This is a genomic window from Acaryochloris marina S15 (assembly GCF_018336915.1).
GTDB lineage: Bacteria > Cyanobacteriota > Cyanobacteriia > Thermosynechococcales > Thermosynechococcaceae > Acaryochloris > Acaryochloris marina_A.
The window spans coordinates 54,385-71,384 of record NZ_CP064926.1 but is presented as its reverse complement, the minus strand read 5'-3'; the positions used below and the strand labels follow the sequence as shown (position 1 = coordinate 71,384).

The window sequence follows — 17,000 nt, the reverse complement described above, 5'->3', positions numbered from 1 at the left end:
TTGGCAACAGCAATTGGTTTACGAAAGAGAGGTATCACGAATATCCTCGTCATCGATCAGACTCGTGAATTTCGTAAAGTGGGACAAGGATTGGATCTACTACCTAATGGATTAAGGGCAATAAAATATATCGATTCAGATGCATACGAGAAAATTGTAGAAAATGCTTTAAAGCCTATTCAAGCTTCAAGTAGCAAGCCACATTCAACTAACACAGTTGGGAAAAAAGAGCACTCAACCCCTCCTCCAAAAAAGTTATGGCGTCAAAAGAATATACATGGCGAAACGACGCGCTCGTTTTCCACGGACTTCCAAAGCTGGTTTGATCGCTATGGTGAAGGACGAGTAAATATCTCTTGGTTTGACTTACAAACAAACTTAAGAAGTTTGATACCTATGGATGATATTAAAGCCAACCATAAATGTATTCATGTAGAAGAAGAAAAAAAATGGGTCCGAGTCGATACAGCCTCAGATGCAATAATCTCAAATAATCCTTTTGCTCATTGGGAAATGATGAAATCAAGTGTAGAGCCCTCTACATTGACTCAAGATACCCAAGAGTCTGACCATAAATCTTTTTACGCCAAGCTGGTGGTCGCAGCAGATGGAATAAATTCAAACATACGTCAAGTTCTTTACAAGAATGACGAGTCAAAGAAATGGGTAGAGCCTCAGTACTCTGGTTTTTCAGCGATTAGTTCAACAATAGCGAATGTACCTAGCTCAATAGTCAAAGAACTAGACACGCTGTATATACAAGGGGAGCAATTTACCACATTACATAATAATTCTGACAACCTTGCTTATCCAGAGCTAAAACTACTACGGATTATTTTGATTCGCCTGCCAAATGATACGATAATTTATTTGCTTTATGCCCCTTTTGCAATTGACTCATTTTTAAATAAGTCACCAACTGAGATTCTTGAGCTAGGCCAACAAACATTACAGAAAGCTGATTTTCCATCGATACTAGTGGACTTAGTGGGGTTATCTAGTCCTGAAAAAGTATCTCACCGACTTTTTTATATGCATCAGATAAATCCTCAAGGCGACTCTCAACCACATTGGTTTAAAGGACGTGTCGTTCTATCTGGGGATGCTGCTCATGCAATGCCTCCATTCATGGCACAGGGTGCTAATCAAGGATTTGAGGATGCTGCTATTCTTGTTTCCCTCATAACCAAGCTCTCTCAAGAGAATGGCTTGAATGATGGACATAAAATGATGAAGGCATTTGAACAATATGAACACATTCGAATGCCTTTTGCTGAAAAAGTTCAAGGTGCAACGATGGATTGTCACCAATGGACACAACAACAATGGGATGACTTTAATGAAATTCTTCATCGTCGTGAATATCCATCAGTAGAAACCCTCGGAGAAGAATAAAAATATATTGCTAGGACTCATAGGGAGTTCAACGATACTTGAATAGCCTCTTTATTTCTAAAGATTAGTATGCTAAGCCTACTCAATAGAAAAACTGCGATTGTTGTAGTTTCCGTTAGCCTGTTTGAGGCAACATCAACTCTCGCACAAGTCATCCCAGATCGAACGGTAAATTCACGAGTTACACCTTTAGAAAATACTGCTCAGATTGATGCTGGCATAACTAGAGGGGATAACGTATTTCATAGCTTCCAAAGCTTTTCTGTTCCTAAAGGTAATACAGCTTTTTTTAATAATAGTGCCAATATCAGGAATATTATCAGTCGGGTAACAGGTAATTCGGCTTCTAATATTGACGGCATACTTAAGGCTAATGGCTCGGCCAACTTGTTTTTTATTAATCCTAATGGGATTGTTTTTGGGGAAAATGCCCGACTAGATATCGGCGGGTCATTTTTGGGAACTACAGCCAATCGCATTAATTTTGCTGATGGTACACAATTTAGCGCTATAGCACCTCAAGTTTTTCCTGGACTTACGAATGCAGAGCCTGTAGGAGTTGATTTTGGTTCTAACTCAGGTGAAATTCGTGTAACAAACACAGGCCACCAAATCCCCAACGGGTTATTTTTACCTTCTTTAAGGGACGATAATCCACCAGGCTTACAAGTATCTCCAGGAAAGACTTTAGCGTTAGTAGGTGGGGATATAGTATTTGAGGGTGGCGCTGTCTACACACCAGGTGGTCAATTAGAAATTGGGAGTGTAAAGGTAGGCACTGTAACCTTCAGCGCTGCTAATCCAAGATGGACCCTAAATTACGATGACCCTAACCTTGCATTTAAGAACATCGTCTTCCAAAACCGATCTTTATTGGATACTACTGGACAAGGAAATGCATCAATTGGGATTTATGGACGACAAATTAATTTCTTAGAGAAATCTATAGCATTGATGCAAAATCAAGGCGTAGTTCCAGATAAAAAACTAAAATTGGCAGCAACGGAATTACTAAATTTTGCTGATACTCCCGCTCCCGTCAACGACCCATTCACTAGTGAGAAACCATCAGGACTATATACTGAAGTACTTTCTTCAGGATCAGGTGCTCCTATATCCCTTCATTCTCCATCCATCTCCTTTAGATTTGGAGCCACTCTAAATGCTCTGACTTTTTCTTCAGGATCAGGAAGTGATATTTCAATTAAGGCAGCCAACAATCTAAATATTGAAAGAAGTTCAAGCATTAACCCTGGGTTAGTTAGTCAGATCAATGCTATTACGGTTAGTTCTGGCAAGGCTGGGGATATTGACATTATCACCCCAAATCTGATTATCAGTGATGGAGGACGATTGTCTTCCGTTACTCTTGACAAAGGAAATGGCGGAAGCCTTTCAATTAAAGCAGATTTAATTGAGATTTTAGGACTTGAACTAATAACGAGACAAGGATCATTGCTACAAGCTGCAAGTTTAGGGTTAGGCAATGCAGGGAATATAGCTATTGATACATCAAAACTAATGATTGCGAACGGAGGGGCAGTTAGTACCACGGTTTTAAGTTCGGGTAATGGCGGCAGCTTGATAATTAATGCTAAGCAATACGTACAGATTGATGGTATGGGATCAGATTCTCTACCTGAGACTACAATTACCGCCGAAGCTTTAGTAATCAATCCTATATTGCGGCCATTGTTTAATTTACCTGCCATTCCTAGCGGAAATTCTGGAAGGATATTTATCAATACTCCTCAATTGTTGATTAAAGATAAGGGACGTGTTTCTGTTCGTAATGAAGGAACAGGTGATGCTGGGGAACTCAATATATCAGCAAGTGAAATTATCGTTGATGGAAATAGCTTGATTAGCGCTACGACGTTAGGGGGTCAGGGTAAGCGCAAGAAAATCAAGCCTCTGAAAGGCTAGACTGTAAAGGAATAGAAGCGCCTAGAACTTTGAGCATATACGCTTCATCCATGCTCGCCCGTTTTAGTTTTTGACGGGTACTTTTCTTAAAGGACGTTTCTTGATTGAGAAGGTTGATGCTCCAGCGCCTCAGGATGGCCATGTTTTCCGGTGCATGTCCTGTGCGAATGCGGCTAGCATCTTCGCCAAAGGTCACATCTAAGACCCAGTGGAGTTGGTTCTCAATCGACCAATGCTGGCGGATGGCTTTGCCCAACTGCTGAGCATTTGGCGGTAGAGAGCTGATATAAAACATCACCTCATAGGTGGTTTTGTTCCACAAGTGGCGGGTCCGAGCGACCTTGACGATGGTTTGCAAGCCCTTCCACTGCGCCTGCTTGTAGAGAGGACCCATCTGTTGAAGGGACACGGCCCAAACTTGTCGTTTCTCGCGACGATGGTGCCCTGCTTCCACCCGGGCATCATAGCTGTGCTCAATGCCCTTAAACTCATTCGCTTCAGCCGTTTCAAACCATTGCTCAACCTGCTCAAACAGCGTGGGATGATTCTCCTTGAGGGCCAGCACATAGTCAGCCTCTTTAGCTTGAATGTGGCGGGCAATCTCGTGCTGAGTTCCCATTGCATCAATGGTAATAATGCACCCGGCAATGTCTAATAGCTCTAGCAGTGCTGGAATAGCGGTAATTTCGTTACTCTTGTCTGCAACTTTGACCTGTCCTAGAAATAACCGATACTCACTGGCCCAAGCACTGACCAGATGCAATGCGGATTGGTCTTGATTGCGATCATAGGAACCTCTGAGTTGTTTGCCGTCAATCGGTATCACTTGAGCGCCGAGGGTTGTCACTACCTGATCCAACCAGTGATTGAAACTCCGCTCAAAAGCGGAGGGGCAAATACGCTCAAACACTCGTCGATAGGTGTCTGCTGTCGGTATCCCGGACGGTAGCCTCAGAAAACTCGACAACCAATCTTGATGGCTTAGACCATAGGTTTCAATGTCTTCCCACCCTTGTGCGCCACCTAAACTTGCCAATAGTCCAATCACGACGATGCTGACAAACGGATGCTGGACACCTTGGCCTCCACGTGGATCAGGCAAATCTTCAAAACACTCGGACAATTGTTGATAAGCCTGATCGCAATCACTGGCAGGCAGGAGTGACGAGGATGAGTCAGTGGAAGCTGGTGAGGAAGGAGGCTTGCTGAATCCTGTAGCCATGGGGAAACCCTTTTAACAGAATGGAGTTCCAAAGCATATTACAGCTTCATTTTTCTTGCGCTGCCCCTGGTTAGGGGGTGAGGGTGGGAACATCAATCTTGATGCCAATTCTGTCTTTCTTCGGGATAGCTCAATCACTGCATCAACTCAACAGCTCGGTACGGGTGGGAATATTTCAGTTAACACTGGCATATTAGTTGCCCTAGGTAAGACTGTTATCAGTGCCAATGCAGAAGATGCTCAGGGAGGGAACATCAATATCAACGCCCTTGGTATCTTCTTATCGCCTGATACTCAAATCACAGCCACCTCTCAACTCGGTACCCAATTTGATGGCAGTGTCGAAGTCGAGGCAGAAATTACCGATTTTAGCCAAGACCCAGATCTAAATGTCCAGGTAGATCCCCCCGACCTCTACTCAGCTTGTGGAGACTCTAACAGCACGAACCTTGCCTATTATCGAGTTGGAACCGCAGGTAAGCCCACCAGTCCCATCACTCGCTCTCCTGCTGATGGCGGTTGGCTCCAAGCGGCAAAAGCAAGGTATGATCAGCGACGACTCACATATGTTGATCCTGCAACGGGGGAAATCAAGCCTCTTAAACGGGTTGTTGGCTGGAAATCGAATCCTAACGGCACTATCACCTTTGTGACTGATCCACGAGCAGCGGATCAGTATGCCCCAGCCATAGCCGCTCAATTAAAGGCTTGTCACACAGATCAACAAGCTAAAGCTGGATAACCATCCTCGTCCGACAAGTATGAATAAACGCATTCCCTTCCTCCTTAGCTTGGGTATCTTGTGCTGTGGTTCTACACAGCTACTCGCTCAAGAAACTCCGATCCTGCCTGATACTCTGCCTCTGCCCAAACCGACCCCAGAGACTCCCACTCCCTCAGCTCCACCCGTCACTCCCCTTGACATCAACCCCTTTCGTTTGCCATCAGGTATTGACCCCCAAGCGGACTCTGCAGTCATCCTGATCCCAAGCCGCTTTATCTTTCAAGGCAATACTCTATTCACGGATGAGCAGTTACAGATAGTTGTCTCGGAATACATCGGGAAACCCATCAGTATCGGAGAACTTTTCCAGTTAGAAGAGGCGCTTACCCAGCTCTATGTCAGTGAGGGGTATCTCAACTCTGGCGCGATTGTCGCTGATACCGGAGCAGAGATCGACCCCTCTGATGCAGAACTCACCTTCCAAATCATAGAAGGGAAAGTATCAGAAATAGAAATTTCCGGGGCCAAGCGCCTTGAGAAATATGTGAAAGCCAGGGTCAGCCCCGTCACAGAGGGACCGTTGCGAGAGCAAGATACCCAAGAAACCTTGAGATGGCTGCAAATTGATCCGCTGATTAAGGGCCTTAATGTCCAACTTCGACCCGGCCAAAATGCAGGCCAAGCCATTCTTGCTCTAGCCGTGGAACCCGCTAAACCGTTAGTCGTAGAGGTATTTGCTAATAACAATCGTTCACCCTCCGTAGGGACATTTGAAAGAGGCGCAACGGCTGCCTATCGCAACGTCACGGGCCTGGGGGATATTTTCAGCCTCACTTACCGCAACACGACCGGCAGCAATGTGATTAGTGCTAACTATGCTGTTCCCATCAATATCAAGAATGGCACCCTTAGCGCGAGCTTTACCTATGGGGATAACGACATTACAGAAAAACCCTTTGATCTAATTGACCTGAATACCAATGCCATTCAATACGAACTGTCCTATCGCCAACCCATACTGATACCAATTTGTGTTTTGGGATGTAATTTAGATAGGATCTAATCCTATGTTCATTCCATAAGTATATGAGTCGAGTTAGTACAGTTAAACCGCATCTAACAGTGGATGAGGTGAAAGACAAAATTGCTACGGCTCCGACTGCCCGCTGTCAGCAAAAATGGATGATTATTTATAACGCCCTGGTAGATCCTCGCCCAGCTATCGAAATAGCCACGCATACTGCTACTAGTCTTCGAACGGTCCATCAGGTGATTTCCGCTTACAATCGCCTAGGAGCAGCAGCAATTGCTCCTAGGGCTAAACGGAAGAAGAATCCCGGTGCTTATCTGAGTATCGAAGAAGAGATTGAATTTTTAGAATCGTTTATTGAACGTGCTCAACAAGGTCATTTAACAACGGTTCAAGAGATCCAAACGGCCTTTGAGACTAAAGTGGAGACGTCAGTGGCACCCAGTACTATCTATCGTTTGCTAGACCGACACGGATGGCGCAAACTCATGCCTCGTCCGTCCCATCCCAATGGAAACAAAGCGGCACGAGAGGCTTTTAAAAAAACTTTCGGGGGCTGGTCCAAACCGCTGTAGCAGATCGCTCAGCTGAAGACCAACGTCCCATTGTGATCATGGCAGCAGACGAAGGGCGCTTTGGTCGTCTAGGGCAAGTAAGAAGAGCTTGGTGTGCTCCTGGAATTCGACCCGAAAGTGGGCAGCAGCTTGTCCGTGAATATCTCTATGGCTATGTTGCTGTTGCTCCTGCGTTAGGAAAGATGAGTGCTTTAGTCTTACCCTTTTCCAATACTCAGATGATGAACTTATTCCTAGCACAAGTGGCGGATGAATTTTCAGACTATTTTGTGGTGATGCAGGTCGATGGAGCGTCTTACCACACCGGAAAGAAGCTCGTCATTCCAGACAATATACGCTTGATTGTTCAGCCTCCTCGAAGTCCACAACTCAATGCTGTAGAGCATATCTGGGAGGAGGTGAAAGAAAAGCACTTCTACAATCAGGTTTTTGATTCTTTAGATGAGGTATCCGATACCTTGTGCAAGGGACTCAAAGAACTCATGGATTTACCCGATAGGCTGACTTCTATGACCAATTTTCCTCATATGAGAATTACGATTTAAAACGCAAATTGGTATGAGGAAAATCAGCGGCCAACAGATCCAGGAATTTGCCCTTGGTGTCAGCTTGTCCCGTTTAGAGAGTGATGAATCTATCTTTGTTACTCCGTTCCCACTCACTGAAGGTGCAGATAATACGGGTCAAACTAATTCCACCGTTCTCAGGTTCATTCAGGAATTCGCCAATCGAGATCAAAACGACAGCATCATCCTCAGATCACAATTCAATATTGGCCTACCCATCGCCACCCGTAATGCAGATCTCTTTGGAGATGGCACCTTTTTTGCCTGGAGAGGCCAAACACTCTGGGTGCATCAATTCTCAAAATTCACTTGGGTCAATCGTGCTGGTGTCCAATTCGCGGATGGTCCCCTTATTCCGTCTGAACAATTTAGCCTGGGGGGAGTCTCCACCATCCGAGGATTTCGGCAAGATGGTGTTACGCGAGATAGTGGCCTCTTTGTGTCCTCAGAATTACGTGTACCTCTGATTTCAGGGGATTCTGGCACCCTGCAAATAGTCCCATTTATCGACATAGGACATGCATTTAACCAAGGGGATCGGTTCCTCCCCGACCAAAGCCAAACCTTGGCATCCGTGGGCCTGGGGCTACGGTACGATTTAGGCGATAGCCTTAGTGCCCGCATCGACTATGGCATTCCCTTACTCAATCGCTCAGAGCGTCGTCCCACCTTACAAGAAGAAGGTCTGCACCTTTCCGTCAGTTGGAGGTTTTAGTCTTGAAACATCTATCCAAAATCTTGCTATTATCCCTGCTGGTCATTCCCAGTGTCCGAGCTGCCGATCTCTCACCAATGGATCAAGCCGATGCCCTCACCGTCCAGGGTCACCAACAGCTTGAACGGGGAAATCCTAGTGGTGCCTACGAGTCCTGGGCCAAAGCGCTTAAACTCTATCAACGAGCCAATCATCAAGATGGCATCAAAGGCAGCTTCATTAACCAATCCCTGGCCTTCCAGCAACTCGGCCAATATTTCAATGCCTGCACCCAAGTCAGTAAAGCCCTGGCCTTAGTCACGGACTATTGCCAAACGGAAGTGCGCTCCACCGTATCCCTTACCAACCGCTCCTATGATGCCACGGATCTAATCGCCCTCCAGCATCTCGGCACCATCCTCCAGCAGCTCGGTAAATTAGACATCTCAGAGCAAGTCCTCACAATTGCGATCGCAAAAGCGGAAACCCTTGGTGATACCCCCCAGCGCCAAGCCTTGACTCTCAACCTCGCCAACACCAGATCCTTTATGGTGAAAGATGCGATTCAGAAATTTCAGATTAGTGGTGAAGCCATCGTTCGAGCCAAAAACGTAACAGCAGCTAGAGACAAAGCCCGCCAATCCTTTGAGAGTTACCAAGAACTACACAATACCCCCTACCAACTGAAAGCACAGCTCAATTGGCTAGACCTCTATCAGGACATCGACCGATGGCTACAACGGGATAGAGACGGCATTTTTGAAATTTCGGAATTGCAGGAGCAGGTGGTACCCAAACACGCTGAAATTCTGGCATCACTCCAGCAAGCGGACCTCACCCAACTCCCCCCCCTAGAGCGAATCTATACCCATCTCAAACTCTCCAAGCTTCTCGCCCAACAGCCAAAGGGAGCCGGGAAACATCCCTTAATGATGGCCTTTGACCAGGCTCAATCGGCCCAACAGATCGCTGAAGAATTGGATCACTACCGGGCACTCTCCTTTGTCTATGGCCAGCTTGGCGATCTGTATCAGCAGAGTGGGCAAGGTGACCTCTCTATGCGGTCCTTCAACTTAGCTGCCCAATTTGCCCAGTCCGAGCAAGCGTGGGATGCCCTATATCAGTGGCGCAGTGCCCTCGCTCAGCAGTATGAGCAAGCGGGGCAGATAACCAATGCGATCGCATCCTACCAGTCCGCGATCAACGCCCTGGAGCAAGTGCGCTGGAACCTGCTGCCCGTGTCATCGGATCTGCAGTTCTCCTTTAAAGCCGAAGTGGAACCCGTATACCAACAGTATATGGGCCTACTGCTCAAATCAGAAAACCCCAATTTAAAGCTCGTAGCTCAAACCAATCAACGCTTGAGACTCGCTGAATTACAAAACTACCTTCGATGTGGGGAGACCAATCTAGCTCCTCTAGCCGACCAAAACCCCATTGGTGAAGTGGTCGTGCAAATCCTGGATCTAGCTGACCAAACGACGGTGATCGTGGGAGATCGTCACTATTCCGTGGACCCCGAGCAGCTCCAGCGCATCACCGCTGAAATAACGACGATGATTCAGGATAAACGGTTCTTTGACACCACCCCAGAGCAATACCTGCCCCTCGCCCAATCGTTGCACCAGCTTATTCTGGCCCCAGCCCTATCCCAAAAACTGATACCAGAAAATGTCCCCATCAAATTTCACCTGAATGGGCCGCTCCAAAATATTCCAATGGGGTTTCTCCATGATGGTGAACGGTATCTGATTGAACGCAACCCCATCGCCCTGTCGAATGGTTATGTGAAAACCTCCTACAACTCATCCAATCAGCCTGGCGTCGTTATCGGGGGAGTCTCTACCCAAAGCCCCAGCTTAGAAGAAACCTTATTGGAACCCTTGCCAGAAGTCGCCCAAGAAGTCGATGCGATTCAGACTCAATACCCGGATGCGAAGCTTTTACTCAATCAAGATTTTACCCACGATAACTTATTGGATAATGTGGCACGGCCCACCGCCAAGATCCTTCACTTAAGTACCCACGGGCAATTTAGCTCAGATCCAACTCAGACCTTTCTGTTAGCGTGGGACCGGCCCTTGACTGTCCAAGAGATTAGTGGAGTTCTAGAAGCGGATGGCGAAGGACTGGATCTGCTGTTTTTAAGCGCCTGCCACAGTGCCGCAGGGGATCCGAGATCATTGTTGGGATTAGCGGGTCTATCCGCTCAATCGGGGGCGAGAAATACGGTCGCCTCCCTGTGGTCAGCGGATGCTGCTGCGTCTGTACTGTTGTCCCGAGCGTTTTACGCCGATATCAACAAAACCCGGTCGATGCATGAACGGTTGAGACAGGCTCAATTGAAGCTTTTAAGATCAGACTATGGCCATCCCTACTATTGGGCTAATTACGTCCTAGTTCAACTGTGAGATGGGCTTAGATGGACGCTTAGCGAGTTCTGAGGCTTTGTCAAAATAGTCTTGAGCCATGTCCTGATGTCCCGCTTCCTGGTGAATTAAGCCCAATTGGGAGTACACCTCTGGCTCTTGATATTGGGTGAGGGCGCGTAACTCCTTAACAGCAGCATCTAATAGCCCCAAATGGTATAGCATCATCGCCTTGTCTAATCCTCGACTAAGAGGATCTGGAGCAAGGTTGCGGGCTTGCTGAATCAGATTGTCAATGCCTTGGATCTGTTGAGATTTGACTAACCGAATCGTGGTGATATCCTCCGCAATCGGTTGGTTATCCCTGAAGGCAACGACACTGATTTTATAGGTGTTACCCTCCTTTAACGGCTTAGAAGCAGGGAGGGGGATTTCTGTGGTTTTGGTTGTATGAGACCATAGCCATCGACCCCCATGTTCGACCGTGATGCGATATCGGGCCTGGGGAACGGGTTGCCAAGCGATGATCGGTTGAGGTGTGAGTTGTATGTTTCCCAATGGCTTCAACAGTTTGAATGCCGTTCTCGATCCCTTGGGCCTGGGAATAATCTTTTTCCCCGTTTCACTGGAAAAATTGGTTTTTGGGAAGCATTGATTCGTTTTAATCCAGTCATTTGCGGGAATAAGCGCTCGGACTAGGAGACAGAGAAAACCTGCATCTTTTTCCGCCATTCTCTTCCGTTGAAGCACCTTTAACTCATGAGCACAGTAAAGCCGATTCGTCTTCAGTGAACGGATAACGGGTGGACATTTTTTTATCGGTTCAGCAATAACAGGAATAGTAGGAACCAGGGTTTGAATTGCAACTCCCCCCAAAGTTACTAACCCTAAATAATTCCTAGAAAAAAATTTATCCATACAAATTATTCTTTAATTAAGGAATAGATTAGCAGAAAATATTCCTTAAGCTTTAGTTTTCTTTCTCCAATAATACCTTGCGCCATTGACGGCCCTCTGATCGCTCTGAAATTAGTCTAATGCAGGCTTCTCGATACTCAAGACTAGGCTCTATCTGATTGAGGAGACAATGGGGATCAGGGAGTTCAGGGTTGAACTCAATCGATTTATTCAGATACTGATAGGCCAGTTTCTGATCCTTTTGGAGGAGAGCAGCCCAGCCTAAGTTCTTGTATATGATGGACTTCATAATGGGCCTTTTTGTTAGCTTGAGCGCTTTTTGGGCCAGTTGTTGACCTTCGCTTGCATTACCTTCTAAAAGTGCCAAACGAGCTAGGTTATTGAGCGGTTCAGGTGCTTTGGGATCAATCTTATGGGCAGACTCCAGTAGGGGTTTAGCCTGGTCTTCCTTTTCTAGTTTTTCATAGAGACTCGCCAAGGCAAATTGGCTTTCCCAGTCATTGGGATTGAGGTCAATGGCCTTTTTGTAATGATTTAGGGCGCAATCATGATTACGAACTTCAGCACAAGTAAACGCTAAATAGTAATGGGCTTCTTCGTTCTTCGGATTAAGCCGAATGGATTCAGAGAGAGAAGCTTGAGCTGCAGCTAAATTATGAACCCTAAGCTCAGACAAACCTTGAGTGAGATGTTGTCGAGCAGACAACATCTCACCGGGTTGGAGATAGTGGATCACGCCCCAGTTAATGGCTACTGCAATACCCATACCTATAGCTACATAAATCCATTTTGACTGAAGGAAGTTTGGTCGTATAGAGACAGCGGTTGTTCGAGGAGGATGGGCGAGATCCGCCAGGATTTCAGCGGTATTCTTGGGGCGTTCAGTGGGAATAGGATCACAAAGGCGATCAATCAAGTCAGCAAGGTCTAGATCGATACTCTCAGCCTGATCTCGCCATGACAATCGATCATCGTCATCCGGTAAATTATTGGGGTGGACTCCCGTGGCTAAGTGAATCATCGTTCGCCCCAAGGCATAGAAGTCGGATTGCGGCATAGCTTTGCCATAGAGCTGTTCCGGGGGAGAATAACCAAATGTGCGTACCATCGTCACATCTGTAGCCCCTTGTATCGGTGATTTGTTGTCTGGGCCGCTCAATTTGGCGATATAGGTATTGGTAATTTTCCGAACAGTCCCAAAATCAATCAATACTAACCTGCCATCCGGTCGGATCATGATATTGGAAGGCTTGATATCTCGATGGAATAGATTTTTCTCATGAACAACTGCCAGAATTTCACATAGTTGCCCTAACCAATCCTTGAGCTGTGTAGAGTTAGCCTGGCCATGCTCAGCAAGCCATACTTTTAGATCTACCCCTTCAATTTTCTCAATGGCAGTGCAGATCAGCGTGTCTGAGAAATGCTCATCCTGATACTCGAAATAGTCATGGATGTGAACTTTAGGCGTATTAGGGTATTCATATAATCCCATCAGAGCATAGGCTTCCCTCTTCGCAAGTTGCTTAAGCTTAGGGTCTTCTGTATTGAGGATTTTGAAAATTTTTGGAGTGTTTGGGGGATCTTTAGGGTTTCCAGTAGTATCAACGCACTCAAAAATTTCAGTCTCAGAGGGGTAAAGCTGTTTGCTCGTATCCAAAGAGCGTATGGGGCACAAGAGCCTGTACTTATCTTTGATCAGCAAAGAGGTGCCACACCCTTGGCATAAATCAATGCCAGGTGGATTCTCTCGTTGAGTGCAATTTGGATTAATACAGTAAGACACTGATCTAGGTCAAGATAGATGAGGTATTTTGGTCATTATTTATATAATTCCGTAAAATATACTTCTTAATTATGTCTACCATCACAATCTCTATTGATCCTGTATCTGTTACAAGACTCAGTAAATTATGGTTTTGAAGGCGTTCAAGGCTATTGAATATATCCAGCTCAGATATATCTGGATGATTTTCTAGGATGTTTTGAGTTAATGCTAATAACGATATACCGCTTTGAGTTCGATCAATAGATGCAATTGTGCAAAGTACGATGATCTCTAATTCTTTAATATCATTGGTATTGGTAAATAGTTTATTAAGTAGGTACTCAAATTCGTTTAGTGCCAGACTTGTTTTTTGGTTAACTAAGTCAGCCTGCCCTCCAAGTACCTTTGAGACCTTTCTAAGAACAGAATGCAGGAGAAGTGGATTGCCCATACAAGTGTGGACCATCTTTTCCCAGTCGGCATCAAATGTAATTCCATGTGACTCAACGAGCTTCTGTACTTCGTTAGCTTGGAGTGGGCCTAAGTGCAAGCTTTCAAACGGGAAACCCATGTTTTTGTAGTTGGATAAGCCTTCAGGAAAACAATTAGCAGTCAGCCAAACGCAACTTTGATGTTTTTCCTCAATTATTCGCCTGAAGAAAACCTCATATTCACTGGTCTCTTGATTCGTCTGCAGCATTAAATCAACTTCATCCAATACAGGGCGTATTTAGCGGATCGGGGATGCCTTAGTTTTCGGAATGGTCACCTCTGGGAATAAGGAGTCAAACCGTTCATTGACCCAGGCAATTCTCAAGATCAGTAAATGGTTGAAACCATCCTCACTCCAGCGCATGCCAACTCCCTTAAAGCGCTGCTGAATCAACCACTTGCATGCACTTTCAACCATTCCTGACCCGAGAGGAATCTGTTGCTGTTCAAAGTGCCGATAACGGATGTGGTTATGATGGCGTTGGAAATAAGCCTGCACCTGGAGCAACGTTGAAAAAGACTTTCCCGTTAACAGTTGTGAGTGAATCAATATCGTCAAGGACCGTAATACAAGTAGGTGTTGCCCGTGTCGCAATTGGTGTCGCCAGTGCCGGAACCAGGCTTGGGCTTGAGCAGAGCGGGCATCTCCAAACATCGCTTTAGTTGCTCGTGCCAGATGGCCTGCTGAATGAAAAAAGTCGAGGACTGCCACAGCACAATGAGAGAACAAGGTGCGATAGACTCGCCAGAAGCCTCGTCCCCCATCACTGAGCCAGATGACTTTTGGAGCAGATTCAAAGTCTTGTTTGTGAGCTTCGAGTTGAAGTAAAGGGATGAACTGGTCGATATCGCCCAATACTGCCACCAGTCTTCGACGCAGTAATTGGGGGACCTCCTTTTTAGCTCGGGTAACCCGTGTTCCCAGGCGAGCTAAGATGGCGACTTTGACTTCTCGCCACTGGATTTTTCCCTTGGGTGAGTTCGGGGTGGGGCGAAAGGGGACCATCACACCATCGGCGGCAATGGCCAAAGGTAGAGCAGATAACATCTCTGAAATCGCTTCACAAGGGGCCTGAGTCCCTGATGATTGAGCGTTGAGTTGAGCTTCTAATTCCTGCTGAGCTTTGTTACCCACGGATTGCACCCAGTTCCACAAACTGGATGGACTCACGGATAGACCACTCCACTGACCCAGCATCCAACTGGCCAGTTCATAGGGCATGAACAGACTCAACAAGCAGCCCAGACGCACCAGTTCTTCGCTGCTGTGCTGATAGGGGGCAATCCCAATGGCTTGATCCAGGGGAGTCAACAGACTGCCTGGACATCCTTTGGGACAACGGCCCACCCGTCGCTTTCAAGAGATAGTGCCTACCAGTGTCTGCATCTGACGAGATTCCCATCCCTTCGAATGTAAGCGGGTTCCGCAGGTAGTACATACAGGCCATACAAATACTGCTTTCGCGCGCCTTGAGAGTTCATCCTCCAGAAGACAGCGAGCTAGAAACAAGCCCATTTGCAGAACGATATAAACCATCTGACTCAGGCTGGTTGATACTTTGAGTGCTTCAGTTTGTTCTAGAAATTCGTCATGGGCTAGCACGGTTAGCAATTGCGATGGTAGGGTCATGATAGTTTTTTGGTTCGGGTACAGGATCTATTGTCCTTGACCCGTTTTTCTTTGAGCCATGCATCCCCGATCCTTTGCTTACGCCCTCCAATACAATTAGGCATCTGTGCCGTTGTAAATATTGGATGAGTATAGAACTACGGTTTAGTTGAGTTTCTTCTCCCTTTGTAGCCCCCAAATGCTCTATTAGGGAGTCCAGTAATTCATTGAGGCTAGGTTTGTAATGGACAGGTAGCCAAATATAGTGTTCGAATTGGGAAGGCTGGTGGAATATTGCGTTTATCGCTTTTGCTGCTAAACAGGTCTTACCAATCCCAGCAATCCCATCAATACATACACATTGAATCGTCTTCGACCATTGTTTGAGTTCTTCTGCTTCACTCTGACGACCTAAGAAATTTTCAATATCAGGAGGATACCCTCCTAAGATTTTTCGATTCCTTTTGTCAGGATCTAAGAGTTCAGGATGTCTCTCAAAGTATCTTCTGAGAGACATTTTGGTAATCTTCTCACCAAAATGCCCAGACAGCATGAGCCAAAGCTTTCGACCAGCATCACTGCGTATATAATTCTCGCTGTAGTTAGCTTTAGAATTTTTAATCGCTAATGCGTAATCAATTTTGTCCCAGGCTGCTTTCAGCGCAATGATTTCAGCTTCAGTTTGCTTCCGTCCTTTTTCTTGCATAGAGATGCTATTGACGATCTTTGCCGCTTGAGTAAAATTCATTGAATTCTTTACTTGCACCTAGCATTAACCTAGCATTTGTTGGGGGAGTAAACCTAGCATCTACCTAGCATCCACATAGCGTTCTTTAGGCCACCGCATAGTCAAATATTCCTTAACTGTAAATAAATCCTATGTGGGTATATGGAACTTTCAACTGCTGTGCTTTGATAGAAAAACGGAGTATTTTGTGAATTCTCCCAGATTTTCCCTTGCCCTTGGAGTTGTGGATGAAGAGAGACTTATCAAGCAATGGTTTTCAGGACTTGGAAATAATTAGACTGTCTTTGATCACGCTTGATGAAGAGGTCCAACCACGCTGCCAGGTGCATAGTCATGTGGTTGAAGAATATGCAGAAGCCATGTGCCAAGGAGATAAATTTCCACCTGTAATCGTTTTCTACAATGGGTCAAAACGCTGGCTGGTAGATGGTTTTCATCGATTTCATGCCAAGAAAGCCATAGGTGAATTAGAAATTTTAGCTGATGTCTGGCAAGGGAATCAGCAAGATGCAGTGTTATACGCTATGGAAGCCAGTACAGAAAGTGAGTTGAAGCTCACACAGGCTGATTTAGATAGGAATGTCTTTAAACTCATTGGTCATCCAGTCTGGCAAAAATGGAGTGATGAAGAAATCGCTATTCATTGTGGAACCCATGCAAACCATGTGCATATGTCAAGAGAGCAGAGAGTGACCGATCTCTACAATATGGTGGTTGCGATGAATAAGATTGGGAAACCACAAAGCAATGTAAAACCATTGGTAGCCAAGAATTTTGACTTAGTTTCTGCCCTCAACATGGACTCAACCACCTTTGGGCCGTTAATCTCAGATTATTTTTTGAGAATATGGGTTGATATGTTGATTGATAACCGTATCAATCAACAATCATCTGTGAATTGATAGTGCTTTACGCAACTTCATACAATAATTGTAATTTTCTGGATTGCTTGTTGCTAATGGGC

Annotated in this window: 14 protein-coding genes and 1 pseudogene; 9 read left to right on the top strand and 6 right to left on the bottom strand. The window is 45.7% G+C overall.

Going from position 1 to position 17,000, the window contains the following annotated elements:
• Together I1H34_RS32875 and I1H34_RS30075 are read left to right on the top strand one after the other, a co-directional pair.
• Positions 1–1,395 carry an FAD-dependent oxidoreductase gene (locus tag I1H34_RS32875; protein ID WP_283250080.1) on the top strand — a complete coding sequence of 465 codons (1,395 nt, stop codon included), beginning with the start codon at positions 1–3 and terminating at the stop codon, positions 1,393–1,395.
• 69 nt (positions 1,396–1,464) lie between these two features.
• Positions 1,465–3,321, top strand: a complete 1,857-nt coding sequence (locus tag I1H34_RS30075) for a filamentous hemagglutinin N-terminal domain-containing protein (RefSeq protein ID WP_212666978.1) — start codon at positions 1,465–1,467, stop codon at positions 3,319–3,321.
• On the opposite strand, the gene I1H34_RS30070 is transcribed toward I1H34_RS30075, so the two are convergent.
• Entirely contained in the window at positions 3,302–4,543 is a 1,242-nt protein-coding gene (locus I1H34_RS30070; protein WP_249369176.1) for an ISAs1 family transposase, read from the bottom strand. The genes I1H34_RS30075 and I1H34_RS30070 overlap by 20 nt on opposite strands.
• Before the next feature lie 55 nt (positions 4,544–4,598).
• On the opposite strand from I1H34_RS30070, the gene I1H34_RS30065 reads away from it, so the two are divergent.
• Genes I1H34_RS30065 through I1H34_RS30040 form a run of 6 tightly spaced genes read left to right on the top strand, consistent with a single transcriptional unit; the run spans position 4,599 to position 10,543 of the window.
• The gene (locus I1H34_RS30065) at positions 4,599–5,285 is read left to right on the top strand and encodes a hypothetical protein (RefSeq protein ID WP_212666977.1); all 687 of its coding nucleotides are present in this window, start codon (positions 4,599–4,601) and stop codon (positions 5,283–5,285) included.
• 19 nt (positions 5,286–5,304) lie between these two features.
• On the top strand, positions 5,305–6,330 hold the full coding sequence (locus I1H34_RS30060) for a ShlB/FhaC/HecB family hemolysin secretion/activation protein (protein WP_212666976.1): 1,026 nt from the start codon (positions 5,305–5,307) through the stop codon (positions 6,328–6,330).
• A 23-nt stretch (positions 6,331–6,353) separates the two neighbouring features.
• Complete coding sequence (locus I1H34_RS30055; protein WP_212662770.1) at positions 6,354–6,872, top strand: helix-turn-helix domain-containing protein; 519 nt, start codon at positions 6,354–6,356, stop codon at positions 6,870–6,872.
• Entirely contained in the window at positions 6,854–7,417 is a 564-nt protein-coding gene (locus I1H34_RS30050; RefSeq protein WP_255801485.1) for an IS630 family transposase, read from the top strand. The genes I1H34_RS30055 and I1H34_RS30050 overlap by 19 nt, the downstream gene beginning before the upstream one ends.
• Before the next feature lie 13 nt (positions 7,418–7,430).
• Positions 7,431–8,153 carry a ShlB/FhaC/HecB family hemolysin secretion/activation protein gene (locus I1H34_RS30045; RefSeq protein ID WP_212666975.1) on the top strand — a complete coding sequence of 241 codons (723 nt, stop codon included), beginning with the start codon at positions 7,431–7,433 and terminating at the stop codon, positions 8,151–8,153.
• A gap of 2 nt (positions 8,154–8,155) precedes the next feature.
• Positions 8,156–10,543 carry a CHAT domain-containing protein gene (locus I1H34_RS30040; RefSeq protein WP_212666974.1) on the top strand — a complete coding sequence of 796 codons (2,388 nt, stop codon included), beginning with the start codon at positions 8,156–8,158 and terminating at the stop codon, positions 10,541–10,543.
• On the opposite strand, the gene I1H34_RS30035 is transcribed toward I1H34_RS30040, so the two are convergent.
• The 5 genes and pseudogenes from I1H34_RS30035 to I1H34_RS30010 all read right to left on the bottom strand — a co-directional run bounded on the left by I1H34_RS30035 (position 10,529) and on the right by I1H34_RS30010 (position 16,036).
• Complete coding sequence (locus I1H34_RS30035; protein WP_212666973.1) at positions 10,529–11,419, bottom strand: tetratricopeptide repeat protein; 891 nt, start codon at positions 11,417–11,419, stop codon at positions 10,529–10,531. The genes I1H34_RS30040 and I1H34_RS30035 overlap by 15 nt on opposite strands.
• Before the next feature lie 52 nt (positions 11,420–11,471).
• Positions 11,472–13,205 carry a serine/threonine-protein kinase gene (locus I1H34_RS30030; protein WP_212666972.1) on the bottom strand — a complete coding sequence of 578 codons (1,734 nt, stop codon included), beginning with the start codon at positions 13,203–13,205 and terminating at the stop codon, positions 11,472–11,474.
• Between the two features lie 4 nt (positions 13,206–13,209).
• Positions 13,210–13,905, bottom strand: a complete 696-nt coding sequence (locus I1H34_RS30025; protein ID WP_212666971.1) for a hypothetical protein — start codon at positions 13,903–13,905, stop codon at positions 13,210–13,212.
• Positions 13,906–13,917: 12 nt separating this feature from the next.
• Positions 13,918–15,309, bottom strand: a pseudogene (locus tag I1H34_RS30020) (ISKra4 family transposase).
• Positions 15,269–16,036, bottom strand: coding sequence for an NB-ARC domain-containing protein (locus I1H34_RS30010; protein WP_212666970.1), 768 nt, complete (start codon positions 16,034–16,036; stop codon positions 15,269–15,271). Before I1H34_RS30010 ends, I1H34_RS30020 begins: the two are co-directional and overlap by 41 nt.
• Before the next feature lie 227 nt (positions 16,037–16,263).
• Between I1H34_RS30010 and I1H34_RS30005 the strand changes: the two genes are divergently transcribed.
• Positions 16,264–16,938 carry a ParB/Srx family N-terminal domain-containing protein gene (locus I1H34_RS30005; protein WP_212666969.1) on the top strand — a complete coding sequence of 225 codons (675 nt, stop codon included), beginning with the start codon at positions 16,264–16,266 and terminating at the stop codon, positions 16,936–16,938.
• Positions 16,939–17,000 lie beyond the last annotated feature (62 nt).

Coding starts and splice junctions, on each gene's coding strand:
- I1H34_RS30035 (WP_212666973.1), bottom strand. CDS start 11,419: ATGGATAAATTTTTTTCTAGGAATTATTTAGGGTTAGTAACTTTGGGG.
- I1H34_RS30005 (WP_212666969.1), top strand. CDS start 16,264: ATGAAGAGAGACTTATCAAGCAATGGTTTTCAGGACTTGGAAATAATT.
- I1H34_RS30075 (WP_212666978.1), top strand. CDS start 1,465: ATGCTAAGCCTACTCAATAGAAAAACTGCGATTGTTGTAGTTTCCGTT.
- I1H34_RS30070 (WP_249369176.1), bottom strand. CDS start 4,543: ATGGCTACAGGATTCAGCAAGCCTCCTTCCTCACCAGCTTCCACTGAC.
- I1H34_RS30055 (WP_212662770.1), top strand. CDS start 6,354: ATGAGTCGAGTTAGTACAGTTAAACCGCATCTAACAGTGGATGAGGTG.
- I1H34_RS30045 (WP_212666975.1), top strand. CDS start 7,431: ATGAGGAAAATCAGCGGCCAACAGATCCAGGAATTTGCCCTTGGTGTC.
- I1H34_RS30060 (WP_212666976.1), top strand. CDS start 5,305: ATGAATAAACGCATTCCCTTCCTCCTTAGCTTGGGTATCTTGTGCTGT.
- I1H34_RS30010 (WP_212666970.1), bottom strand. CDS start 16,036: ATGAATTTTACTCAAGCGGCAAAGATCGTCAATAGCATCTCTATGCAA.